The organism is Faucicola sp. SE7633, from assembly GCF_059264685.1.
The window spans coordinates 65062-88076 of record NZ_JCADBW010000002.1 but is presented as its reverse complement, the minus strand read 5'-3'; the positions used below and the strand labels follow the sequence as shown (position 1 = coordinate 88076).

Annotated in this window: 20 protein-coding genes; 14 read left to right on the top strand and 6 right to left on the bottom strand. The window is 50.4% G+C overall.

The window, feature by feature from the left end:
• The first annotated feature begins 567 nt into the window (after positions 1-567).
• From ahcY to AC5L4R_RS01255, 6 genes are all read left to right on the top strand, one after another.
• Positions 568-1983: an adenosylhomocysteinase gene (gene ahcY / locus AC5L4R_RS01280; protein ID WP_494472330.1), complete on the top strand. Its 1416-nt coding sequence runs from the start codon at positions 568-570 to the stop codon at positions 1981-1983.
• Between the two features lie 246 nt (positions 1984-2229).
• Entirely contained in the window at positions 2230-3120 is an 891-nt protein-coding gene (locus AC5L4R_RS01275; protein WP_494472329.1) for a methylenetetrahydrofolate reductase, read from the top strand.
• Positions 3117-4472, top strand: coding sequence for an adenosylmethionine--8-amino-7-oxononanoate transaminase (gene bioA, locus AC5L4R_RS01270; protein WP_494472328.1), 1356 nt, complete (start codon positions 3117-3119; stop codon positions 4470-4472). The genes AC5L4R_RS01275 and bioA overlap by 4 nt, the downstream gene beginning before the upstream one ends.
• 21 nt (positions 4473-4493) lie before the next feature.
• Entirely contained in the window at positions 4494-5285 is a 792-nt protein-coding gene (locus AC5L4R_RS01265) for a 16S rRNA (uracil(1498)-N(3))-methyltransferase (RefSeq protein WP_494472327.1), read from the top strand.
• Between the two features lie 214 nt (positions 5286-5499).
• The gene (locus AC5L4R_RS01260) at positions 5500-7293 is read left to right on the top strand and encodes an acyl-CoA dehydrogenase C-terminal domain-containing protein (RefSeq protein ID WP_494472326.1); all 1794 of its coding nucleotides are present in this window, start codon (positions 5500-5502) and stop codon (positions 7291-7293) included.
• Between the two features lie 126 nt (positions 7294-7419).
• Entirely contained in the window at positions 7420-9222 is a 1803-nt protein-coding gene (locus tag AC5L4R_RS01255) for an acyl-CoA dehydrogenase C-terminal domain-containing protein (protein WP_494472325.1), read from the top strand.
• Positions 9223-9293: 71 nt separating this feature from the next.
• On the opposite strand, the gene gmk is transcribed toward AC5L4R_RS01255, so the two are convergent.
• The gene (gene gmk, locus AC5L4R_RS01250) at positions 9294-9911 is read right to left on the bottom strand and encodes a guanylate kinase (protein WP_494472324.1); all 618 of its coding nucleotides are present in this window, start codon (positions 9909-9911) and stop codon (positions 9294-9296) included.
• A 199-nt stretch (positions 9912-10110) separates the two neighbouring features.
• Here gmk and ispH point away from each other — a divergent pair, with 199 nt between their 5' ends.
• Positions 10111-11061 carry a 4-hydroxy-3-methylbut-2-enyl diphosphate reductase gene (gene ispH / locus AC5L4R_RS01245; RefSeq protein WP_494472323.1) on the top strand — a complete coding sequence of 317 codons (951 nt, stop codon included), beginning with the start codon at positions 10111-10113 and terminating at the stop codon, positions 11059-11061.
• Between the two features lie 89 nt (positions 11062-11150).
• Here the strand turns inward: ispH and AC5L4R_RS01240 are convergent, their stop codons facing one another.
• The gene (locus AC5L4R_RS01240; protein WP_494472322.1) at positions 11151-11606 is read right to left on the bottom strand and encodes a hypothetical protein; all 456 of its coding nucleotides are present in this window, start codon (positions 11604-11606) and stop codon (positions 11151-11153) included.
• Between the two features lie 179 nt (positions 11607-11785).
• On the opposite strand from AC5L4R_RS01240, the gene htpG reads away from it, so the two are divergent.
• Together htpG and AC5L4R_RS01230 are read left to right on the top strand one after the other, a co-directional pair.
• A complete protein-coding gene (gene htpG, locus AC5L4R_RS01235) occupies positions 11786-13744 on the top strand; it encodes a molecular chaperone HtpG (RefSeq protein ID WP_494472321.1) in 1959 nt (652 codons plus the stop codon).
• A 110-nt stretch (positions 13745-13854) separates the two neighbouring features.
• Positions 13855-14685: a YdcF family protein gene (locus AC5L4R_RS01230; RefSeq protein WP_494472320.1), complete on the top strand. Its 831-nt coding sequence runs from the start codon at positions 13855-13857 to the stop codon at positions 14683-14685.
• A gap of 1 nt (position 14686) precedes the next feature.
• Here the strand turns inward: AC5L4R_RS01230 and lolD are convergent, their stop codons facing one another.
• Both lolD and AC5L4R_RS01220 read right to left on the bottom strand, forming a co-directional pair.
• Positions 14687-15373 (bottom strand): lipoprotein-releasing ABC transporter ATP-binding protein LolD, encoded by a 687-nt coding sequence (lolD, locus tag AC5L4R_RS01225; RefSeq protein ID WP_494472319.1) that lies wholly within the window; start codon positions 15371-15373, stop codon positions 14687-14689.
• Positions 15374-15412: 39 nt separating this feature from the next.
• Positions 15413-16648, bottom strand: coding sequence for a lipoprotein-releasing ABC transporter permease subunit (locus AC5L4R_RS01220; RefSeq protein ID WP_494472318.1), 1236 nt, complete (start codon positions 16646-16648; stop codon positions 15413-15415).
• A 332-nt stretch (positions 16649-16980) separates the two neighbouring features.
• Between AC5L4R_RS01220 and AC5L4R_RS01215 the strand changes: the two genes are divergently transcribed.
• Positions 16981-17928 (top strand): hypothetical protein, encoded by a 948-nt coding sequence (locus AC5L4R_RS01215; RefSeq protein ID WP_494472317.1) that lies wholly within the window; start codon positions 16981-16983, stop codon positions 17926-17928.
• A 215-nt stretch (positions 17929-18143) separates the two neighbouring features.
• On the opposite strand, the gene AC5L4R_RS01210 is transcribed toward AC5L4R_RS01215, so the two are convergent.
• Complete coding sequence (locus tag AC5L4R_RS01210) at positions 18144-18539, bottom strand: SCP2 sterol-binding domain-containing protein (protein WP_494472316.1); 396 nt, start codon at positions 18537-18539, stop codon at positions 18144-18146.
• Positions 18540-18970: 431 nt separating this feature from the next.
• Between AC5L4R_RS01210 and ccoN the strand changes: the two genes are divergently transcribed.
• From ccoN to ccoP, 4 genes are read left to right on the top strand one after another with little or no spacing between them, the layout of a single operon-like run.
• On the top strand, positions 18971-20443 hold the full coding sequence (gene ccoN / locus AC5L4R_RS01205) for a cytochrome-c oxidase, cbb3-type subunit I (RefSeq protein ID WP_494472315.1): 1473 nt from the start codon (positions 18971-18973) through the stop codon (positions 20441-20443).
• Between the two features lie 11 nt (positions 20444-20454).
• A complete protein-coding gene (gene ccoO / locus AC5L4R_RS01200; RefSeq protein ID WP_494472314.1) occupies positions 20455-21072 on the top strand; it encodes a cytochrome-c oxidase, cbb3-type subunit II in 618 nt (205 codons plus the stop codon).
• The gene (locus tag AC5L4R_RS01195) at positions 21072-21278 is read left to right on the top strand and encodes a cbb3-type cytochrome oxidase subunit 3 (RefSeq protein WP_067056036.1); all 207 of its coding nucleotides are present in this window, start codon (positions 21072-21074) and stop codon (positions 21276-21278) included. Before ccoO ends, AC5L4R_RS01195 begins: the two co-directional genes overlap by 1 nt.
• Positions 21275-22474 (top strand): cytochrome-c oxidase, cbb3-type subunit III, encoded by a 1200-nt coding sequence (gene ccoP, locus AC5L4R_RS01190; protein ID WP_494472313.1) that lies wholly within the window; start codon positions 21275-21277, stop codon positions 22472-22474. Before AC5L4R_RS01195 ends, ccoP begins: the two co-directional genes overlap by 4 nt.
• A gap of 80 nt (positions 22475-22554) precedes the next feature.
• Here the strand turns inward: ccoP and AC5L4R_RS01185 are convergent, their stop codons facing one another.
• Complete coding sequence (locus AC5L4R_RS01185; RefSeq protein WP_494472312.1) at positions 22555-22905, bottom strand: Spx/MgsR family RNA polymerase-binding regulatory protein; 351 nt, start codon at positions 22903-22905, stop codon at positions 22555-22557.
• Positions 22906-23015 lie beyond the last annotated feature (110 nt).

Genomic DNA, 23015 nt, shown 5'->3' with positions numbered 1-23015 from the left:
CTCAATTCATGTGAGCCTTAAAATAAGTAACCTTGCAATACCCGTTTTGCTAAATATCACTTACTGTAAATAGCAGGTCATATTTTGTTACTTATCGCTTGCGCATATTTAAGCGCAAAATTCGCGCAATGTCACGCAACTTCATGCGCTTTTTGTTAGTCTTTGTGTAAACTTACCAGTCAATTGCTACATTGCTGGGTTTAGTATGGCAATTACTTACGACTTTTTCAACCAATATCATGGCAAATAATTCAATTAAATCATGCTTTGATGGGTGTGTTTTTGGCACAAATATTGTGTATCGTTTGGGTTGATAGGTTTGGGATGACACAACAGCGATTTTTGCCTACAATATACACGCTGAGGTTTGGTAAGTGCTGTCTGCCACAACGCTTAATACCCACTCAGTGCTAAGAGGTGTTGCGCTTGTTTGGGTGTGTTATCCAAACAATCAGGCTTAGCTTTTGTTTTAAACATCCGTTTTGAAATAAAAAAACAACGACATCTGCCGAAACGAAATCTTATGGCAACCAACCGTCAAGGGCTTTGGTTTGCTGGTTTTAGACGATGAAACAAGAAGGAGTGGACGCAGTGTCTACAAACATCAATCACGAATTTCATGACTATAAAGTCGCTGATATCAGCCTAGCGGATTATGGGCGGCGCGAGATTAAACTGGCTGAAGCTGAAATGCCTGCTTTGATGGGCATTCGCGCGCGCTACCAAGCCGAGCAGCCGCTAAAGGGCGCAAAAATCGTCGGCTGTATCCACATGACGATTCAAACCGCTGTGTTGATTGAAACGCTGGTGGCGCTCGGTGCTCAAGTGCGCTGGACATCGTGCAATATTTTTTCTACCCAAGACCATGCCGCAGCGGCAATTGCGGCGGCAGGTATCCCTGTATTTGCGTGGAAAGGTGAGACTGAAGCGGAGTATGAGTGGTGCTTGCGTCAGCAGATTTTTGAGGGCGGTGAGGCATCGGGCAAGCTATGGGATGCCAATTTGATTTTGGATGATGGCGGTGATTTGACCGCGCTGATTCACGACCACTACCCACAAATGCTTGACAATATCCATGGCATCAGTGAAGAAACCACGACAGGCGTACACCGCTTGGTGGATATGCTGGCTAAAGGCACGCTCAAAGTACCTGCAATTAATGTCAATGATGCCGTAACCAAGTCAAAAAATGACAACAAATACGGCTGCCGCCATAGCCTCAATGATGCGATTAAACGCGCTACCGACATGCTGCTGTCGGGTCGGCGTGCGCTGGTGATTGGCTATGGTGATGTGGGCAAGGGCTCGGCGCAAAGTTTGCGGCAAGAAGGCATGATTGTGCGCGTCAGTGAGGTCGATCCAATTTGCGCGATGCAAGCCTGTATGGACGGCTATGAAGTCGTCTCACCGTTTGTTGGCGGTGATCCTGCCAACGGGGTGAACACAACCTTGCTACAAAATACTGACCTTATCGTCACCACGACAGGCAACTATCATGTGTGCAACAGCGATATGCTCAAGGCCTTAAAAGCAGGTGCGGTGGTGTGTAATATCGGGCACTTTGATACCGAGATTGACACCCAGTTTATGCGTGACAACTGGCGCTGGGCTCAAGTAAAACCACAGGTGCACCAAGTATACCGCTCAGATGATGACAACGATTATTTGGTGTTGTTGTCTGAAGGGCGTTTGGTGAATTTGGGCAACGCGACAGGTCACCCCTCACGCGTGATGGATGGTTCATTTGCCAATCAGGTATTGGCGCAAATTTATTTGTACCAAGAACGCTTTGCCGAATTGCCAACCGATGACAAGGCAGGTAGCGTGTACGTCAAGGTACTGCCGAAAAAACTCGACGAAGAAGTCGCCGCGGCCATGGTGGCAGGCTTTGCAGGGGTTTTGACAAAGCTGACACAAGAACAAGCCGATTATATCGGTGTGCCTGTTGATGGCCCGTTTAAATCGGATGAATACAAGTATTAATCTTTTGCTGTAACAGGCAGATTAAATGGCGATGGCGTTGGGCTGTCGCCATTTTTTATCATTTTTATGACATGGTTTTTGTATCATAACGTTTGTATCTTAAAAAATCTTACTTAAAAAAACGCTTAGGTTTAGCAAAACGCTTAGACTCAAAAAAAACGCCTCAAAAAAACGCTTAAAAAAATTCGATTTTATTCAAACCAAATACCGTTATAATAGCGAGCATTTTGCATGACTGGATTTTGTATGACCACACCGTTTTCGATTGAATTTTTTCCGCCCAAAACTGACGATGCCGAAAGCAAACTGCGGCACACGTTTGCCACGCTCAACGCCTTGCAGCCTGAGTATTTTTCGGTGACCTATGGCGCAGGCGGCTCAACACGGGCGCGCACGCTTGGTATTGTCAAAACGCTCAGCGAGGTCAGTACCACGCCGATTGCGCCGCATTTGTCGTGTATCGGTGATGGCAAGGCAGAAATCGCTGAATTGCTTGACATCTATGCCAAGTTGGGTATTGGCAAAATCGTGGCGTTGCGCGGTGATTTGCCATCGGGGCAGGTGGGCTTTGGTGAGCTGCCGTATGCGGTGAATTTGGTCGAATTTATCCGTGAGTATGCAGGCACGCGGTTTGATATCGAGGTGGCGGCATACCCCGAGATGCACCCACAGGCGCGCAACTTCGCCAGCGATATTGACAACCTGGTTGCCAAACACCATGCAGGCGCGTCGGCGGCGATTACGCAGTTTTTTTATAACCCCGACAGCTATTTGCATTTGCGTGATGCGCTGGCAAAACGCGGCGTGCAGCAAGATGACTTTGCACTCAAGGCAGGTATCATGCCGATTACCAACGCGTCAAATTTGTTGCGCTTTGCCGATATGTGCGGCGCGGATATTCCGCGTTATATCCGTCGGCAGTTGGCAGATTTTGGCGACGACCGCGCGGCAATTCGCGCATTTGGTTTTGATGTCGTGATGCGTTTGTGTGAGCGTCTGATTGCAGAGGGCGTGCCTGCGCTGCATTTTTATAGTATGAACCAAACCCACCCAACCAAAACGCTGATTGAGGCGTTGGGTTTAAGCCAAGCTGCTATCCCGACGGCTGAACCATTTGAAAATTCAGGCAAACTATGACCGCACTTTGGCTACCGTGTACCCAAATGCAGCACCTTGCCGAGCAGCCGCCGCTTGCCATCGTGCGCGCGCAAGGCAGCACGTTGTATGATAGCGATGGTAACGGCTATTTGGATATGATTAGCTCATGGTGGGTCAATCTACACGGGCACTGCCATCCCACCATCAATGCCAAAATCAGCGAGCAGCTGGCGACGCTTGAGCATACCTTATTGGCAGGTGTGGTGCATCCACCGATTGTTGAATTGGCGGAACGCTTGGTGGATATCACGCCTGCGCCGCTGCAGAAGGTATTTTTTGCGGACAGTGGCTCAGCGGCGGTGGAAGTCGCGCTGAAGATGGCTTTGCAGTACTGTCAGCAGCAAGGATGGACGGCAAAAACCAAATTTGTCGCGCTGGCGCATGGCTACCATGGCGAAACGCTTGGTAGCCTGTCGGTGACGGATGTCGCGCTGTTTCGCGCGCAGTATCAGCCGTTGGTCATTGAGCAGCTGACCACCCCCTCGCCCGGTAATCTGTTCGCGCCGCCTGATATGACGCAAGCTGCCCATGAAGCGCACTGCCTTGCCCACCTTGAGGCGACGCTGGCGGCTGAGCATGACCGCATTTGTGCGCTGATTGTCGAGCCGTTGGTACAAGGCGCGGCAGGTATGGCGATGTACTCGCTGGATTTTTTGGCGGCGGCGGTGGCGTGCTGTCAGCGTTATGGCGTGTTGGTGATTTTTGATGAAATCGCGGTTGGCTTTGGGCGCACGGGTACGATGTTTGTTTGTCAAGCGTTGCAAGCGCGTGCTGCCACACTGTGCCCCGATTTTTTGTGTTTGTCAAAAGGCTTGACGGCAGGTTATTTGCCAATGTCATGCGTCATGACCACCCAAGCGGTGTATGACGGGTTTTATGATGCTCGCCTTGAGCGTGGCTTTTTGCATTCGCACAGCTTTACGGGCAATCCGTTGGCGGCGGCAGCGGCGTTGGCTTCGTTGGATATTTTTGCCAACGACGATGTCTTGACCCGCAACCAAGCACTCATGGCGCATCTGGCGCAGGGTTTACACGCGTTGGCGCAGCAACATCCCGACAAGATTGCCCAACCACGGCAAACGGGGATGATTGCAGCGTTTACGTTATCCGCCAAAAATCAGGCAACAGGCGCACAAGCGGCGCAAGCGTTAGCGCGCCACAGCTTGCAGCAGGGGGTATTGATTCGCCCCATCGGCGCGCAGGTGTATCTGATGCCGCCGTATTCGACCACGGTGGCAGAATTGGACACGGTGTTTAATGTGCTGCTTGATGGATTGGCAACGCTGCCAGACAATGACTTGCCAGCGGCACAAGATATCGGTTTGGCGTGATTTTTACCACCTATGGATACCATGCGGCGATTTTTTTATCAATCTGACAACGGTGATACGCTACAAGACGCGCTACACACAGGCGCGACGCTTGCGCTTACGCCCGATATTTTTCAGCATTGGGTCAAGGTGCTGCGCGCGCACGTTGGCGAACAAGCGTTGTGGTTTGATGGTACGGGCGGTGAATACCGCGTCACATTAAGCCAAGTCCAAAAAAACACCGCCTGCGCACAAATCGAAGAATTTTTTGCCATTGACCGCGCGTTGCCGTTTGGGGTAGATATCGCGCTGGTGATGAGCCGTGGCGAGCGCATGGATTATGCCATCCAAAAAGCCACCGAAACAGGCGTGCGCCGTATTCAGCTTTTGACCAGTCAGCACGGCGAGGTACGCCTAAAGCCTGAGCAAATTCCCAAAAAACTCAACCATTGGCAGCAAGTGGCGATTGCCGCGTGCGAGCAATGTGGGCTCAATCGCGTGCCCAAAATTTTGCCACCGCTGGCATTGGCCGATTGGTTGGCGACAATGGACGAACCAGCCACGCTCAAACTGGTGCTTGCCGTGCCATCGGCTGAGCACAACGCATCGCCACAGACAACACCGCGCTTGATTGTGCAGCAGTTTCGCCAAGCGCAGGTGGCGCAGTTTTGTTTATTGATTGGGGCAGAAGGTGGCTTGTCGGCAGCTGAGGTGCAAGCGGCGCTGGCTTGCGGTTTTTATCCATGGCAAATTGGCGCGCGTGTACTGCGTACCGAAACCGCGCCTGTGGTGGCATTGTCCGCCTTAGCCACGTGGTATGAAGCAGCGCGATGAAGGGTGTTTGGTCAATCCAGTTCAACCACGCTGGTTTGACAAGGTGCATTAGCACTTTTTGACGATTTTTTCATGACTTTATAGTCATAGCTTGTTCTTGCCAGCGCGGCAATAAATACCTATCTTTATGCATGTTGTCGCAGGGCTGCGGCGCTGTTTATCCCTTGATGGTCAAAGACTGAGCCATCACCACCGATTGCTAAAGGAAGCCACGATGCAATACAAAGCCCCTATCCGTGATATGCAATTTGTCATGCACGAATTGTTAAATTTTTCTGAACATTACAAAAATATCCCCCTGTATGCCGAAAACGACCGCGATATTTTGAACAACTATATCGAGGCGGCAGCAGATTTTGCCGAAAGCGTGCTTGCGCCGCTAAACCGCTCTGGTGATGAAGAAGGCTGTACATTTGACAGCGGCAATGTCACCACGCCAGCAGGGTTTAAAGAGGCCTATCAACAGTACTGGGAGTTAGGCTTTCCATCACTGACTGCCGATGAAGAATTTGGCGGTCAGCAGTTGCCGCTGTCATTGGCCTCTGTGGTCAATGAAATCATGGGCACGGCAAACTGGTCATTTTCAATGTATCCAGGCTTGTCAGAAGGCGCGATTCGCACCATTGAACACCACGGCAGCGATGAGCAAAAACAAAAATACCTGCTTAAATTGGTCAGCGGTGAGTGGACAGGCACAATGTGCTTGACCGAAGCACACGCAGGCAGTGACTTGGGTATCACGCGCACCAAAGCTGAGCCAAACGATGACGGCTCTTATGCCATCACAGGGCAAAAAATCTTCATCTCAGCAGGCGAACACGACATGGCAGACAACATCGTGCATATCGTGTTGGCGCGTTTGCCAAATGCCCCCCAAGGCACCAAAGGTATTTCGCTATTTATTGTGCCAAAATTCAACGTCAATGACGATGGCAGCATCGGTGAGCGCAACAGCGTAACTTGCGGCTCAATTGAGCACAAAATGGGCATCAAAGCATCCGCCACGTGTGTGATGAACTTTGATAAAGCCAAAGGCTACTTGATTGGCCCTGAAAACAAAGGCCTAAACTGCATGTTCACCTTTATGAATACCGCGCGGATTGGCACGGCCATTCAAGGCTTGACCGCGGCGGAGTTGGCGTTTCAAGGCGGCTTGAGCTATGCCAAAGACCGTTTGGCCATGCGCGCATTGAGCGGTGCAAAATTCCCTGACCTGCCTGCCGACCCCATCATCGTGCACCCTGCCGTGCGCAACATGGTTTTGACCTGTAAAGCCTTTGCCGAAGGCGGCCGCGCGTTGGTGTATTATCTATCACAGTTTGCCGATGTGGTGGCAAAAGGTGACGGCGAAACAGCAGAATACGCCGACCAAATGTTGTCGTTATTAACGCCGATTGCCAAAGCGTTTTTGACCGAAACAGGCTATGAAGCGGCCAACCACGGCGTACAAGTGTATGGCGGCCACGGCTTTATCCGCGAATGGGGCATGGAGCAAAACGTCCGCGACACGCGCATTGCTTGCTTGTACGAAGGCACAACCGAGATTCAGGCGCTTGATCTGTTAGGGCGTAAAGTCTTGGGCTCACAAGGTAAATTGCTGCGTAACTTCACCAAAGTGATTCATAAATTCTGTCAAGAACACGCAGATAACGACGAGATGGGACAATTCATCCGTCCGTTACAACGCCTAAACAAAGAATGGGGCGATATCACCACTCGTGTTGGCATGGAAGCCATGCAAAACCACGACGTGGTTGGCGGTGCGGCGGTAGACTATATGTACTACAGCGGTTATGTGACTTTGGCTTATCTGTGGGCGCGTATGGCAGCAGTGGCACAAGCTGCACTACAAACCGATACCACCGAACGCGCGTTTTACCAAGCCAAAATCAAAACCGCGCAATTTTACTTTGCCAAGTTGTTGCCACGCACCTTGACCTATGCCAAACGCATCGAAACGGGGCTTGAGCCGTACATGGCAATGGACGTTGAAGAATTCCAGTTTTAATTGCAAAACAACTGTGAACCATGAAACGTGTTACGCCATCTTAAGCCCACAGGTTTAAGATGGCATTTTTATGCAGTTTTTTTATCAGCAAATTTTGAAATAAAATATTAGCAAAAGGAAATAGCTATGCCGATTTATCATGCACCGATTGATGACATGCGCTTTATTTTAAACGATGTATTTAACGCCTCAGAGTTTTGGCAACAAGTGCCTGCGCTTGAGCATGTCGATAGCGACACAGTCGATATGATTTTAGAAGCCATGGCAAAATTTGCCACCACCACACTGCTACCGCTCAACCGCACCGGTGACGAAGAGGGCGCGCAATATTTGGGCGATGGCAAGGTTAAAACGCCGACAGGGTTTGCCGAAGCGTTTCATGAATATGCCGAAGGCGGCTGGATTGGGCTGGGCGGAGACATGGAGTACGGCGGTCAAGGTATGCCCAAAATGGTGACCATGCTTGCCGAAGAGATGGTGTTTACTACCAACCAATCGTTCGCGCTCTACCCCAACCTATCAGGCGGTGCGGCGATGTGCTTGCTCAATGCAGGCAGCGACGAGCAAAAACAAACCTACCTTGAAAAAATCTACTCAGGCGAATGGTCGGGCACCATGTGCCTAACCGAGCCGCATGCAGGTACAGACTTGGGCATCATCAAAACCCGCGCCGTACCCAACGATGACGGCTCTTATGCCATCACAGGCACTAAAATTTTCATCACCGCAGGCGAGCATGATTTAACTCAAAACATCATTCATTTGGTGCTGGCAAAAACCCCCAACGCGCCTGCTGGCTCAAAGGGTATTTCATTGTTTGTTGTGCCAAAATTCTTGGTCAATGCCGATGGCAGTTTGGGCGAGCGCAACAGCCTAGCCTGTGGTTCGATTGAGCACAAAATGGGTATCAAAGCGTCGGCCACCTGCGTGATGAACTTTGATGGGGCTAAAGGCTGGATGATTGGCGCAGAAAACACGGGCCTTGCCTCCATGTTCATCATGATGAACTACGAGCGTCTGACCATGGGCTTACAAGGCATCGGTGGTACAGAGCTTGCCTACCAAAACGCGGCGCTATACGCCAATGACCGCGTACAAGGACGCGCCGACCACAGCACGCAAGACCCCAACAAACCCTCGGACATCCCCGTAAACTACGCCGACCCGATTGTTCACCATGCCGATGTGCGCCGTATGCTTCTTAACGCCAAAGCGGTCAGCGAAGCGTCGCGCTGCTTTGCCATGTACGTTGCCAAGCAGCTAGATATTTACAAATTTAGCACCGACAACACCGCCAAAAAAGCCGCTGCCGACCGCGTCGCACTTTTGACCCCCGTGTCCAAAGCATTTTTGACCGATCGCGCGCTAGAGGCGACCATCGATTGCCAACAAGTGTTTGGTGGGCATGGCTATATCCGCGAATGGGGGATGGAGCAAATCGTCCGTGATACACGCATTTCACAAATCTATGAAGGCACCAACGGTGTGCAATCACTGGATTTGCTGGGGCGTAAAGTTGCCAAAAACGGCGGCGCGTTTGTCGAAACCTACCTTGCCGAGATGCGCGACTTTGCCAACAACATGCAAGCTAACCATGCCATCAAGCAAGCGATTTTGACCAGTGCCGACACCTTGGCGGACTTGACCCAAGCCGTGCTTGGACAAATCCAACACAAACCTGACGCGATTAACGGCTGTGCGGTGGATTACTTGGCGGCATTTGGTTACGTCAGCTTTGCGTATATGTTTGGCTTGATGGTAGAAGCCGCGCACGGCAAAGATGGTGAGTTTTATACCAATAAAGCCAAATTGGCGGATTATTTTGTCGCCCGTATGCTGCCGCGCCTGCACGGCCATGTGGCGATGGTCAAGGCAGGTACTGACCCCATCATGGCGTTTGATAACGGCTACTTTGTCCAAGAGGCGTAAAACACGCCACCATGTTTTACCCATCATCAAAAACCGCCTGTTATGGGCGGTTTTTGCGTATCACATCTTAACTACTCGCTTAGTAAACGCTCAATACGCGCCGCTTGCGCCTGCTGCTGTTTGGCAAGCGTCAGCCGATTTGCCATGATGATGGCTTTGAGGTCAGCCAGCGCGACATCAAAATTGTCATTGACCACAACATAATCAAAATGCAGGTACTGCTGCATATCGCGCACCGCACCTGCCAAGCGTTTTTCGATGACCTCAGCGCTGTCTTGGGCACGTGTTGATAGGCGTTGGCGCAGGCTTTGGCGGTCTGGCGGTAAGATAAACACCGAAATGGCATCGGGGCGCAGTTTTTGCACTTGCAACGCGCCTTGCCAGTCAATTTCTAAAATCACATCCAGCCCGCTTGCCAGCATTTTATCGACCGAGGCCTGTGAAGTGCCATAAAAATTGTCAAACACATCGGCAAATTCCAAAAACTCACCGCGTCCAATCATGGCTTGAAACGCCGCACGGCTGACAAAATGGTAGTGCTGTCCATCGACTTCACCGGGGCGTGGTGCGCGCGTTGAGTGCGATATGCTGACCGCCAAATCATTGGTGGTGGCAAGTAGCTGCTTGACCAGTGAGGTTTTGCCTGTGCCCGAGGCGGCAGTGATGATAAACAATGAACCTGTCGTCATGCTTGTTCCTTTTGTGGCGTTGTGCGTTGGGCGTATTGTAGCAGTTTTGCGGCTGTGCGTTTTGCCAAATTCGTCCAGCGCATGGGTTGTGGCATTTTTATTTGTCCAATCGTGCCGTATTGGCTTGAAAACAGGTACAATAGACGGCAAAATTTATCCAAGCATTTTTTTTGCATTTTCAACCATAAGCGATATAACCATGCAGATTTTACTTGCTAACCCACGCGGCTTTTGTGCTGGGGTAGACCGCGCCATTGCGATTGTCAATGAGGCACTGGCACGTTTTGAGCCGCCGATTTATGTACGCCATGAAGTGGTGCACAACAAATTTGTCGTCAATGATTTGGCGCGGCGTGGCGCGGTGTTTGTTGAGGAGTTGGACGAAGTACCCGACGGTGCGATTGTGATTTTCTCAGCGCACGGCGTGTCTAAAGCCGTCGAGGACGAGGCCGAACGCCGTGATTTGACCGTGTTTGACGCGACTTGCCCCTTGGTCAGTAAGGTTCATATCGAGGTCAATAAGTTTGCCAAATCGGGCATGGACGCGATTTTGATTGGGCACGCAGGACACCCCGAGGTTGAGGGCACGATGGGGCGCTTTGACCCACAATACGGCGGACGCATTCATCTGATTGAAGACGTGCAAGACGTGGCACAGCTGGACTTGCCACAAGACACCGAGCTGGCGTTTGTCACCCAAACCACGCTATCCATGGATGACACTGCAGGCGTGATTGACGCGCTCAAAGACAAATTTCCAAAAATCCATGCCCCACGCAAAGACGATATTTGCTATGCCACCCAAAACCGCCAAGACGCGGTCAAAGATTTGGCACAGGCGTGCCAAGTGGTGTTGGTCGTCGGCTCGCCAAATTCATCGAATTCCAACCGTTTGCGCGAACTGGCAGAACGCTTGGGCGCAAAAGCATATTTGATTGACAACGCTGCGCAAATGCAGCCTGCTTGGTTTGAGGGTGTGGACAGCGTTGGCGTAACCGCAGGGGCATCCGCGCCTGAGGTGCTGATTCAAGAGGTTTTGGATACTTTGCAAACATGGGGCGGCAAAAAACCCGTTGAGCTATCAGGCATTGAGGAGCATGTGACGTTTAGCCTGCCCAAAGCGTTGCGCACGCCACGGGCTGACGTCTAAATTCATTGGTCTGCCCCAAAACCGTTTCACCACCCAAACGCCCATTGCCACGCTTATGCGATGGGCTGTCGGCTAGCCTATCGCCCGAGTTATTGCGTCAGCAGACGCCAACCGCGGGCGGTGTTTAGTAGCCGCAAACGCCCATCTGCCGACACATAGCCACCTTTGACCGCCGTCAAAATCGTATGGGGCGGCACATCGATCGCAAACACTTCGGCCTGCTGACGGTCATCGGATAAAATCACCGCCACGCGATACGTCGTGCCGTTGTGAGGTTGGTCAAAACGAATATCGGCCGCGCTAAACGTCTGCCAGCATTGCTGTTTGAGATATGACCATGTTTGCCCTGCCGCGCTTAGGCAGCCGTGCGCGTCGCGTTGTCCGCCGACAGTGACAGGTGATGGGCTGACAAGGCGCGCGCTATTGGTGGCACAGCCGCTTAGGCTCAATGCCGCCATGCCTGCCACCACAACGCTAGCCCATGTGGATTTGGTAAAAACCATCATACCGACCTCGATTTTGGTGTTTAACGCTTTCAGTGACATTAAAATTGCTTGAAAAAATCTTGCCCAAACCACAAGTATAAGCCAGCATGTATGGCACAACCATACCTTTTGCGTAACGCTTGGCACGTTGTTTGGTTGGGGCTTTCCCCAGCATGTGACAGCGGTCAAACGGTGAATTTGTTAAATTTTTCAACATTTGACAGTATTTTAGGAAAACTATGTCACAAGAACCATTGCATCAGGACACCGCCACCACAGGCGAAGCCAAAAATCACGTCTTTGAAGCCGAGGTCGCCCAACTGTTGCACCTTGTCACCCATTCACTGTACTCAAATGCCGATATTTTCGTGCGTGAATTGGTGTCAAATGCCTCAGATGCGTGCGATAAGCTGCGTTTTGAAGCCACCCAAGATGATAGCTTGTATGAAGGCGACAGCGACTTGCACATTCGCATTGATATCGACAAAGACGCCAGCATCATCCGCTTTATGGATAACGGCATTGGCATGAACGAAGCCGATGTCATCGAAAACTTGGGCACAATCGCCAAGTCTGGCACTAAAGCATTTTTGGATAAGCTTAGCGACGCGCAAAAACAAGATGGCAACTTGATTGGGCAATTTGGCGTGGGCTTTTACTCTGGCTTTATCGTCGCCGATACCATCCGCGTTGATACCCGCAAAGCAGGCGAACCTGCCAGCAATGGTGTGCGCTGGGTATCAAGCGGCACGGGCGAATTTACCACCCAAGCCATCGACAAGCCCACGCGCGGCACAGTGATTAGCCTGCACATCAAAGATGAGTACAGCGAATACCTAGACCGCCACAAAATCAAAAGCCTTGTCAATAAATACTCTGACCACATCAGCTTGCCCATCCAAATGCGTAAAGAAGTGTGGCAAGAAGAAGCGCTGCCTGACGATGCGGACGAAAACGCCGTGCCCAAAGGCGAGATGGTACTCACCGATGAATGGGAAACCATCAACCAAGCCAACGCCTTGTGGACGCGTACACCCAGTGACATCAGTGACGATGAATACATCGAGTTTTACAAAAACTTAACTTATGACTTTGAGCCGCCGCTAACTTGGACACACAACCGCGTTGAGGGGCGTTTGCAGTACACCCAGCTGCTGTATATCCCACAAAAAGCGCCGTTTGACCTATACCACCGTGAACAAAAACACGGGCTAAAACTCTACGTCAAACGCGTGTTTATCATGGATGATGCCGAGCAGCTATTGCCCATGTATCTGCGCTTTGTCAAAGGTGTGATTGATACCGCCGACTTGCCACTCAACGTCAGCCGCGAGATTTTGCAAGAAAGCCGTGATGTCAAAGCCATCCGTGACGGCAATGCGCGCCGCGTTTTGACCTTATTGGCAAGCCTAGCCAACAGCGACGAGGCCGAAAAACAAGACAAATACCAACAGTTTTATACAGAATTTGGTGAAGTGCTCAAAGAAGGATTGGGCGAAGACCAAACCAACCAAGCGCGTATCGCCAAGCTGCTGCGCTATGCCACCACCACCGATGACAACGTGGCAACCAGTCTTGAAGACTACAAAGCACGTATGAAAGACGGGCAAAAGGCGATTTATTACTTGACCGCCGACAGCTTGGCGGCTGCCAAAAACAGCCCACAGCTAGAAGTCTTTAAGAAAAAAGGCATTGAAGTCATCCTTATGACCCAGCGCGTCGATGAATGGGCGATGAACTTCTTGCATGAATTTGACGGCACACCGCTACAAAACATCGCCAAAGGTGCGGTAGATTTGGGTGACTTGACCGACGAGGCGGAGAAAAAACAAGCCGAAGAAGCCGAGGCAACCATGAAGCCTGTGGTGGATAAGCTTAAAACCGTGCTGTCAAGCCGTGCCAAAGATGTGCGCGTCTCCAACCGCTTGGTCGATAGCCCTGCCCTGCTGGTCACCGCTGACGGCGAATTGTCGCCACAGATGGTGCAAATGCTCAAACAGATGGGGCAACCCGTGCCAGAAACCAAGCCGATTTTGGAAGTCAATCCTAACCATCCGCTGATTCAAAAACTTGACAGCGCGGAGCAGTTTGACGATTTGGCGCAGGTGATTTTTGACCAAGCGTTACTGGCCGAAGGCGGTCAGCTAGATGACCCTGCCGCGTACCTTAAACGCATCAATACGCTACTGATGCGCTAAATGCAAGCCATCGTCAGCTGTCAAAAAAGTCGGGCATTGCTCGGCTTTTTTTTGGTTGAAGCTTTTTTTGGTTAAAATACCGCAAAATCAACCCAAAAACTAGGTGTACCATGCCGCGCACTTTTTTACCAACCTCGCCACATTTTGTTTTGCCTGCTCGGCTCATACGGTACGCGCGTGTTGGCTGCATCAGCGTCGGCTCGGTGATGATAGCGTATAGCCTTGTTTTGCTGGTGCAGCGTAAAATCCATTTGGGTACGCTGCTGCCGCTAGCGATTGGCGCGGCATTGACGGGGCATGGCATCTACTGGCAACGCTTGCAAAACTGGCTGCGCCAACGTCCAACATGGCGACGACTGTGGCAAGGCGTGTGGTTTGGGTTTGGCGTGTGGTTGGCAAGTTTTATCGGGTTTTGTCTGGTACTCAATCAACATTTGCACCACACCCCTGCGGTCGGTACGGCACGCGCCATCATGGTGCTGGGTTCGGGTTTTAAAAACGGACAACCCACCCCGACGCTGGCCGCGCGCCTTGACCGTGCAGCATTGCTTGCCAACCAAGCACCCCATGCGCTGATTGTGCTAACAGGTGGTGGTAGTCGCGGTGACACCCAAAGCGAAGCTGAGGTTATGGCAAATTATCTACACACGCGCTATGGCATTGCGGCGCGGCGCATGGCATTGGAGCGTCAAAGCACCAGCACCGCGCTGAATATTGCCAACAGTTTACCGATTTTGCGCGCGCATGGCATCATGCCGACTGACCCTGTGGTGATTGTGACCAGTGATTTTCATACCTTACGCGCACAGGCGATTGCCCAACACCAAGGTTTAGCCAGTGTCATGATGATGGATGCGCCTACCCCACCCGTCATGCGCCCTGCGGTGTGGCTGCGTGAGTATTTTGCGTTTATCAGCGGTTTTTTGTTCAAAGAGTTTTGATTTAGTTCACCCATGCGCCATTTTGCAATGCCAACTGACGGTCAGCAAGGCTGGCTAGCTGGCGGTCATGCGTCACCATCAACAGCGCGGTGTTAAAACTGGCTTGCAGCTCGCTTAAAATCTCAAAAATCGCCTGCGCGTTGGCGTAATCCAAGTTTCCCGTCGGTTCATCGGCTAAAATCAGCGACGGCTGTGTGACCAACGCGCGCGCAATCGCCACCCGTTGCCGCTCACCGCCCGACAACTCACCGGGGCGATGACCCAGCCGATGACCCAGCCCCACGCGCTTAAGCAAATCGGTTGCGCGTTGACGTGCGGTATCAATCGGCACATCGGGGCGCATCAATAGCGGCATGGCGACGTTTTCAACCGCGTTAAATTCCGCCAATAGATGGTGAAATTGATAAATAAAACCCAAATGCTGATTGCGCAGCTGTCCGCGTTGGGTTTCATTGAGCTGATTAACACACTGCCCATGCAGCCATACCTCGCCTGACGTCGGCACATCCAGCCCGCCCAAAATATGCAATAACGTGCTTTTGCCTGAGCCACTGGTACCGACGATGGCGATTTTTTCACCTTGTTGCACGCTGATATCTAGCCCATCAAGCACGCGTGTCACGGTTTTGCCGTCTTGGTAGGCTTTGGTGATTTGTTTGGCGGTTAAAATCGGTTCGGCAGTTGGCATAATCGGCTACTTTTGTGAAATATTTTTAGCAAGATTGGGTTATTCATAACGCAAGGTTTGCGCAGGCTGGATGCTGGCAGCGCGGCGCGCAGGATAAATGGTTGCCACAAAGCTAATGACCAATGAAGCAGCAACGATAATCACCACGTCTTGCCATTCTAAATGCGACGGCAAGTACTGCACGGGGTAGGCGTCAAACAAGTGTAACTTAAACGCGTTGTTGATCGCGCCAATCACAGGGCTGACTGATAACGCCATCACAATCCCAAGTGCTGTGCCCGCCAGCGTGCCAACCACACCAATGAACAACCCCTGCACCATGAAAATTTGCGTGATAAGCTTGGGCGACGCGCCAAAGGTCTTTAAAATTGCGATATCGGCTTTTTTGTCCGTCACCAGCATAACAAGCGATGAGACAATATTAAACGCCGCCACCAACACAATCAAAAACAACAGCAAGCCAATCATGGCTTTTTCCATCTGAATCGCGCTAAACAAATTGCCATGCGTCACCGTCCAGTCACTGGGCATCAGCAAATTTGGCTGCAGATTTGCCGCTTGCTGGGCGACCTGTGGCGCGGCGAACAAATCATTGAGCTTCATACGCACGCCTTGCGCGCCATCGGGCAGTCGTAGCAGCCGCGCCGCATCCTGCATGGGAATATACGCCATCACGCTATTAACCTCAGCGCTGATGTCATAGATGCCGCTGACCGTAAAGCGTTTAAACCGTGGAATCACGCCTGCAGGCGATGGCGAGGCTTCAGGTAGCACCAAGGTGACTTTATCACCCACATCAAGCCCCATGCCTTGCGCCATGTCTTTGCCCAAAACGATAGTAAACTCACCACCGCGCAGCGTATCAAGCGATCCTGCCTGCATATGCTGCCCAATAATTGACACCTGTTTTTCATAGTCAGGTACAACGCCCGTCACCACCGCGCCTGCTACCTGCCCGTTTGCCGTCAGCATCCCTTGCAGCTGGATAAACGGCGCGACAGCCTCAACCTTGGGGTTGTTGGCGATATCCTGCGCCAGTGCTTGCCAATTTGGAATAATCTGATTTGCCGTGACGGTGGCTTGCGGTACCATGCCCAAAATTCGGCTTTTGATCTCACGGTCAAAACCATTCATCACCGACAGCACGGTAATCAGCACCGCCACACCCAGCGTCAGTCCAATCATCGAAATCAGCGAGATAAATGAAATAAAGCGGTTGCTGCGTTCGGCGCGTGTATAACGCAGCCCAACAAACAACGCCAATGGCCGAAACATACCTTTTTGCATTGCACTCGCTGTCCCAAGTCAATCCGTCTCAACGCCCGTATTTATTCGGCATTGAAGGTCAATCAAAAGCCCATAGTCTGCCACAAATTGGCGCAAAATAGCAAAAAATTTGCGCCATAACACCTCCGTCACTGCCCAAATTTACCCAGAATTAATAAAATCAATCACAGAATTGAGCAAAAATCGCTTGCTATTGGCAAAATCTATGGAAAATCCCACGTCTGCCCCCATAACAACACCAACCGCCGACGTGTTCGGCCTACCAAGCTATTAAGTAGATAGTTAGTTTTGCGATGACGTATTTGAACAAGGACAATGCCATGACCTCGCCCAGCCAACAGCCCGATATCATCGATTTAACACCAGAACAAATTGTCGGGCATGCCGACCATTGGCGCTGTTTTACCCAAACCATCAGCGACGATGTGCCACGTTGGCTACGCGAACACATTGACACTTGCGCTATGCCCAAACCACTGGCAGACAGCACAGCGCCGCGCTCACATTTGCTTTTGACGGGTAATGCACCGATCCACCTCAACCAGCTCATTGCACTAGATGATCAGCAAAAACCAACACGCTTTATCAATGCGTATCCCTGTGTTGATAGCCCCTATGGGCGGTGGGCAACGATTGAAACCATCTATCAAGCCCCAACCACACTTGAGGCGGTGTTGCGCCTTCAGCTAGATGATGACACCGTGATGTATGCGTTTGACCCGTATTACAGCATCAACCGCGACCACTACCGCAAAGGACAACGTTATTACGTCAATCTATCGGCATTGGCGTATGAGGTCAGCCGCAGCAAGCGCGATGAAGTCATTGTGGTGGATGACCCCGAGGCGATTCGCTACCATCGCGCGTTTAATGCCATCATGGCACAGCACAACGGCAAACCACCTGCCGACTTACAAGCCCAAATCGCAGCGTGGCAACCTGCCCCCGATGAATTGCCACTTGCGCCAGTCCATATCAACGTGGGTGATATGTGCGCGTATTTGTTTGGCGACACCATCGGGCAGCAAGATGAAGCGTGGTGCCAAGGGCAAGTGATTGGCAAATCCGCCACGACATTTGACGGACAAGCGTTTGTGCTGCTCGATGTGGTGATTTTGCGTGAAAGCTTGGATAAGCCTGTCGTGATTCGCTTGGCGGTTCATCAAAAAGATGTTGATGATAGCATCCAAGTCAATGATTACATTCAAGCCAACATCTGGCTACAAGGCACAATTTATCAAGAGAATCAAAACCAACCGTCAGCTTGAGGGTATATAACCGTACGTTATTAACAAAAAATAATAGCCCACTGCTTTTATATCGCCTGTTTATTTGGTGTATTAAAGCATTCAAATGGGTTAAAGCGATTTTAATGGTTTAAATTGTCTTACAACAACCGTCTTATCAAGTCAAACGCCCTACAACCACAAAAGGCAAACCAATCGGTTTGCCTTTTTTATTTAGCATCACACGGATTGATGATTTACAAATCCGTGATTGCTAGAATTTTTTCAAACAGTTGGCGTTGTTTGGGGCTTGGTTTGCCTGATTGCATGGTAATCAGCTGACCCATATCGCCATCGACGCGGATTTTACCCGTCATAAAGGCTTCCATCGCGCGGTTGGTATCACCATCTAGCATCACCGCCTTGAGCGTATCCGCGTCTAGGTGTACGGTGGTGGCCGCGTTGTCATCACTGCCTTGGTGAATCGTGCCGTTTGAGAATGACGCGCTAACGGGTTGGTCTTGTAAACCTGAGACCTCAAAGTTCATGTTAAGGCCTGCTATCGCAGGTGGTAAGTCTAGGTCACCTGCGTCTTGGGTAAGCTGATTTACCTGTGCAAACCAATCATCGGATAAAAATTTTGCCTTTGCCATAGTGTGCTACCTTGCTTGTGCTGTCACTGTCGATGTCAAAAAGATGAAAATAAGATGTAAATCTTGTGTGAAGGGTTATCATAGCAAGTCTAAGCGACTTGTCAAGCGGCAGCGATGGACAAGGCGTTTATGTAAATTTGGCAAATTCCTTACAATATTTATGGGATTTTGGTTGGTTTTCGTATTATAATGGTAAGGCAAAAACTTTTTTACCCGTATTTTGACGGATTTTTTGGCATTCCTTACGTTACACTGGGTGCTATTTAGCAAACTTTACGTTACAATAAGACGTTAAAAACGGGTGTCTAGCAGCGTGCTCGCTTATCGCCAGCTAGCAACTGACCTATTGTTTGTGCCAAATTCATAATATTACACGGGTGCAAATCTAGGTGGCATCTGTTTGGGCTACAAGCTGTCAAGGAAAACATCGAATGAATGTACAAACCACAGCAGTACCTGTCACCGACGACTATGATATTGAGATTATTAAGTATTTCTCAATCATGGCCGTGGTGTATGGTATTATCGGTATGGGTGTGGGGGTGTTCATTGCGTCGCAATTAGCATTTCCCGCGCTAAATTTTGGTATTCCGTGGCTGACGTTTAGCCACTTGCGTCCGCTGCATACCAACGCGGTGATTTTCGCGTTTGGGGGTTGTGCGCTGTTTGCCACGTCATATTATATCGTGCAGCGCACCTGTAAAACACGGCTATTTGCGCCGTATTTGGCATGGTTCACGTTTTGGGGTTGGAATTTAGTGATTTTGTCGGCGGTGATTACCTTACCGCTTGGCATTACATCCAGCAAAGAATACGCTGAGCTTGAGTGGCCAATTGATATTTTGATTACGATTGTGTGGGTATCCTACGCGATTGTGTTCTTTGGTACGCTTATCAAGCGTAAGACTTCACACATTTATGTGGCAAACTGGTTCTTTGGTGCGTTTATTGTGACCATCGCCCTGCTGCATGTGGTCAATAATATGGCCATTCCATTGACCTTGTGGAAGTCTTATTCGCTGTATGGCGGTGCAACCGATGCGATGGTGCAATGGTGGTACGGACATAACGCGGTCGGTTTTTATCTGACCGCGGCATTCTTGGGTATGATGTATTACTTTGTGCCCGTGCAAATTGGCCGTCCGATTTACTCGTATCGTTTATCAATTATCCACTTTTGGGCGCTCATCAGTGCGTATATGTGGGCAGGTGGTCACCACTTACATTATTCAGCCTTGCCAGACTGGACACAGTCTTTGGGTATGGTGTTCTCGTTGATTCTATTCGCGCCATCGTGGGGCGGTATGATTAATGGTGTTTTGACCTTGTCAGGTAGCTGGGATAAGCTGCGTACTGACCCGATTATCCGCTTCTTGATTGTGGCGTTGTCGTTCTATGCGATGTCTACGTTTGAAGGCCCGATGATGTCTATTAAGACGGTCAATGCGTTGTCGCACGATACAGACTGGACGGTAGGTCACGTGCATTCAGGCGCATTGGGCTGGGTTGGTATGATTACCATTGGTTCATTGTATGTGTTGATTCCACGTATTTGGCACAAAGAGCGTATGTACTCTACCAGCCTTATCACGACCCACTTTTGGCTAGCCACAAGCGGAACGATTTTTTACATCGTATCTATGTGGATTTCAGGTATTGGTCAAGGCATGATGTGGCGCGCAACCAACCCAGATGGTACGTTGGTGTATAGCTTTGTAGATACCGTCGCGTTCTCACACTTGCCATACATTGGTCGTGCGTTTGGTGGTTTGTTGTATCTATCTGGTATGTTTGTTATGGCATACAACGTGTATCGCACGATTAAAATGCCTTCACGTCAAGAGGCAATCACCACAACCACGCCTGAGGCGCAAGCAACACCTGTGTTGGTTAAGCAAGCGTAAGGGGCAAGACGATGAAATTTTCTCACGATATTATTGAACGTAACACAGGTTTGCTATTGACACTCATCGTGGTGTCAATCAGCTTTGCAACGTTGGTTGAAATCGTACCACTGATTTTTACCAAAGAGGTCAATCAGCCACTACCAAACATGAAGCCGTGGACGGCGCTTGAGCTTGAAGGGCGTGATATCTATATCCGCGAAGGTTGTCACGTGTGTCATACCCAAATGGTGCGTCCATTGCGAGCTGAGGTTGAGCGTTATGGGCCGTATTCTCGCGCCGCAGAATCTGCTTGGGATCATCCCTTTTTGTGGGGTTCAAAACGTACCGGCCCAGACCTTGCGCGTGTGGGGGGGCGTTATTCAGATGACTGGCAACGCAAACACTTAATCAATCCGCAATCGTTGGTACCTGAGTCGGTTATGCCGCCATTTCCGTGGCTAGATAAGCATACGGTCAATGGAGAGCAAGTACAAGCCAAGATGCGTTTATTCCGCGACAACTTTGGTGTGCCCTATAGCGATGCTGATATCGCTGCCGCGCCCGATGCCGTACAAGGTAAGACTGAGCTTGATGCGTTGGTCGCCTATCTACAACAGCTTGGCACTGCCATGCAAGGACAACGCTAATGTCGCTGGCGACGTTACACAGTATTGCAACAGTCGCCGCGTTCACGGCATTCTTGGCGATTGTGTGGTGGGCGTACTCACCACGCAACCGCAAACGATTTGAGGAAGATGCAAAACTTGCGTTAGATGACGACTTGAATGACGAAAAAGTGGCTGACGTGACCGATTTGTCAGACGCATCACGACGTGATAAGGATAACAAATGAGCCTATTTTGGAATATTTGGGTAACGATACTTTCCATCGGCTGTTGGGCGTGGATTTTATACTGGCTAGCAAGCACGCAGCGCTTTCGTCCAGAATTGGATGAAGAAGGCACGACAGGGCACGTGTATGATGGGATCTCTGAGCGTGATGGTCCGTTGCCAAAGTGGTGGTTAGTCATCTTTTGGGGTACGTTGGCATGGGCATTGGTGTATATGCTGCTCTACCCTTCTATTTTGCCATCGCATTGGAAAGGTCTGGCCACCGTCAAGGTTGATGGTCAAGAAGTGCCTTGGACAAGTGCCAATGAGCTTGCCAGCGACCTTGAGCGCAACAACGCCCTGTTTATCAATACTTTTAATGAAAAAATCTTGCAAGACCCACAGACAACGCAAGTGTTACAAAAGATTGATAAGCTACAAACCGAGCAAATGAAAAAGCAAGGTGAAGATGCTGATCTTAAAGCTGAGATCGACAAAAACATTGAACTACTTGCGCCTGCTGTTTTGAAGCTGTCACAAAACCCACAAGCGGTTAAAATTGGTCAGCGTTTGTTCTTACAAAACTGTTCGGTGTGTCATGGCTCACAAGCACGCGGTGCACCAGGTTTTCCCAACTTGACCGACAACGATTGGTTGTACGGTGGTAAACCTGAAAACATCTTGATGACGCTAAACCACGGCCGTATCGGCGGTATGCCTGCTTGGAAATCACAAATTGGTGAAGACGGGGTACGCGCTGCCTCTGAATACGTTTTGTCATTGTCATCAGAACATGGCGGTGCACAAAACGGTAAGCTTGACCCAACCCTTGTGGCGCAAGGTAAAGCGATTTACTCAGCCAACTGTGCGGTCTGCCACGGTGAAAATGCCAAAGGTAGCCACGACGTGGGCGCGCCAAACTTGACGGACAACATCTGGCTATACGGCGGTGACCGTGAAACTGTACGCGAAACGCTGCGCGGTGGACGTGCTGGTGTGATGCCACACTGGGATACCAAATTGGGTGAAGAACGTATCATGCTGTTGGCGGCGTATGTGTATCAGCTAAGCGACCACAGCAAAGATGTGCCTGATAGTAAAGAAATGGCAGGCTCAGCAAGTGCAGCCCCTGCGTCAGGCAGTGCAAGCACAGCGGCAGGCGATAACACCGCGGCCGCAACCGCTAGTACCAGTGCAGCGGCCAGCAACGCCAGTTAGTGGTTAATGCAAGCCTTCAATTAAAAAAGCGGATGATAAAATCCGCTTTTTTTGTGGTTATTATTCAATCACCGCAAGCTTTATATCAACGCTTGATAAGCCGCTTGATTAAAGCCGACAATCAGGCCATCAGCGTGTTGTAAAATCGGGCGTTTAATCAGATTGGGTTTTGCCATCATTAATGCCACTGCGCCATCAAGCGTACTGGCAGTGGCTTGTTCATCGGGCGATAATCTGCGCCATGTTAGGCTGTTTTTGTTTAAAATCTGCGCTAAGCCTGCTTGGGCAATCCAAGCGCGTAACAGATGCTCATCGACGCCTGTTTTTTTAAAATCGGTAAAATGGTAGTCTTTGTCCGTGTTATCAAGCTGCGCCAGTGCTTTTTTGACGGTGGTGCAGTTTTTGATGCCATACACTTGGTAGGTTGCCATACCCATCACTCCTTTTTAAACGTGATAAAACCGCTGTGCGCATATCGCAATTTAGCCTGTTTTGCGGTATGCTATGCGGCTTAGCTTGGTCTTACTGTTTTATCTTACCA

What these genes read in the sequence shown, in the direction of transcription:
- ahcY (WP_494472330.1), top strand. Translation starts at nt 568, where the DNA reads ATGAAACAAGAAGGAGTGGACGCAGTGTCTACAAACATCAATCACGAA.
- AC5L4R_RS01275 (WP_494472329.1), top strand. Translation starts at nt 2,230, where the DNA reads ATGACCACACCGTTTTCGATTGAATTTTTTCCGCCCAAAACTGACGAT.
- bioA (WP_494472328.1), top strand. Translation starts at nt 3,117, where the DNA reads ATGACCGCACTTTGGCTACCGTGTACCCAAATGCAGCACCTTGCCGAG.
- AC5L4R_RS01265 (WP_494472327.1), top strand. Translation starts at nt 4,494, where the DNA reads ATGCGGCGATTTTTTTATCAATCTGACAACGGTGATACGCTACAAGAC.
- AC5L4R_RS01260 (WP_494472326.1), top strand. Translation starts at nt 5,500, where the DNA reads ATGCAATACAAAGCCCCTATCCGTGATATGCAATTTGTCATGCACGAA.
- AC5L4R_RS01255 (WP_494472325.1), top strand. Translation starts at nt 7,420, where the DNA reads ATGCCGATTTATCATGCACCGATTGATGACATGCGCTTTATTTTAAAC.
- gmk (WP_494472324.1), bottom strand. Translation starts at nt 9,911, where the DNA reads ATGACGACAGGTTCATTGTTTATCATCACTGCCGCCTCGGGCACAGGC.
- ispH (WP_494472323.1), top strand. Translation starts at nt 10,111, where the DNA reads ATGCAGATTTTACTTGCTAACCCACGCGGCTTTTGTGCTGGGGTAGAC.
- AC5L4R_RS01240 (WP_494472322.1), bottom strand. Translation starts at nt 11,606, where the DNA reads ATGTCACTGAAAGCGTTAAACACCAAAATCGAGGTCGGTATGATGGTT.
- htpG (WP_494472321.1), top strand. Translation starts at nt 11,786, where the DNA reads ATGTCACAAGAACCATTGCATCAGGACACCGCCACCACAGGCGAAGCC.
- AC5L4R_RS01230 (WP_494472320.1), top strand. Translation starts at nt 13,855, where the DNA reads ATGCCGCGCACTTTTTTACCAACCTCGCCACATTTTGTTTTGCCTGCT.
- lolD (WP_494472319.1), bottom strand. Translation starts at nt 15,373, where the DNA reads ATGCCAACTGCCGAACCGATTTTAACCGCCAAACAAATCACCAAAGCC.
- AC5L4R_RS01220 (WP_494472318.1), bottom strand. Translation starts at nt 16,648, where the DNA reads ATGTTTCGGCCATTGGCGTTGTTTGTTGGGCTGCGTTATACACGCGCC.
- AC5L4R_RS01215 (WP_494472317.1), top strand. Translation starts at nt 16,981, where the DNA reads ATGACCTCGCCCAGCCAACAGCCCGATATCATCGATTTAACACCAGAA.
- AC5L4R_RS01210 (WP_494472316.1), bottom strand. Translation starts at nt 18,539, where the DNA reads ATGGCAAAGGCAAAATTTTTATCCGATGATTGGTTTGCACAGGTAAAT.
- ccoN (WP_494472315.1), top strand. Translation starts at nt 18,971, where the DNA reads ATGAATGTACAAACCACAGCAGTACCTGTCACCGACGACTATGATATT.
- ccoO (WP_494472314.1), top strand. Translation starts at nt 20,455, where the DNA reads ATGAAATTTTCTCACGATATTATTGAACGTAACACAGGTTTGCTATTG.
- AC5L4R_RS01195 (WP_067056036.1), top strand. Translation starts at nt 21,072, where the DNA reads ATGTCGCTGGCGACGTTACACAGTATTGCAACAGTCGCCGCGTTCACG.
- ccoP (WP_494472313.1), top strand. Translation starts at nt 21,275, where the DNA reads ATGAGCCTATTTTGGAATATTTGGGTAACGATACTTTCCATCGGCTGT.
- AC5L4R_RS01185 (WP_494472312.1), bottom strand. Translation starts at nt 22,905, where the DNA reads ATGGCAACCTACCAAGTGTATGGCATCAAAAACTGCACCACCGTCAAA.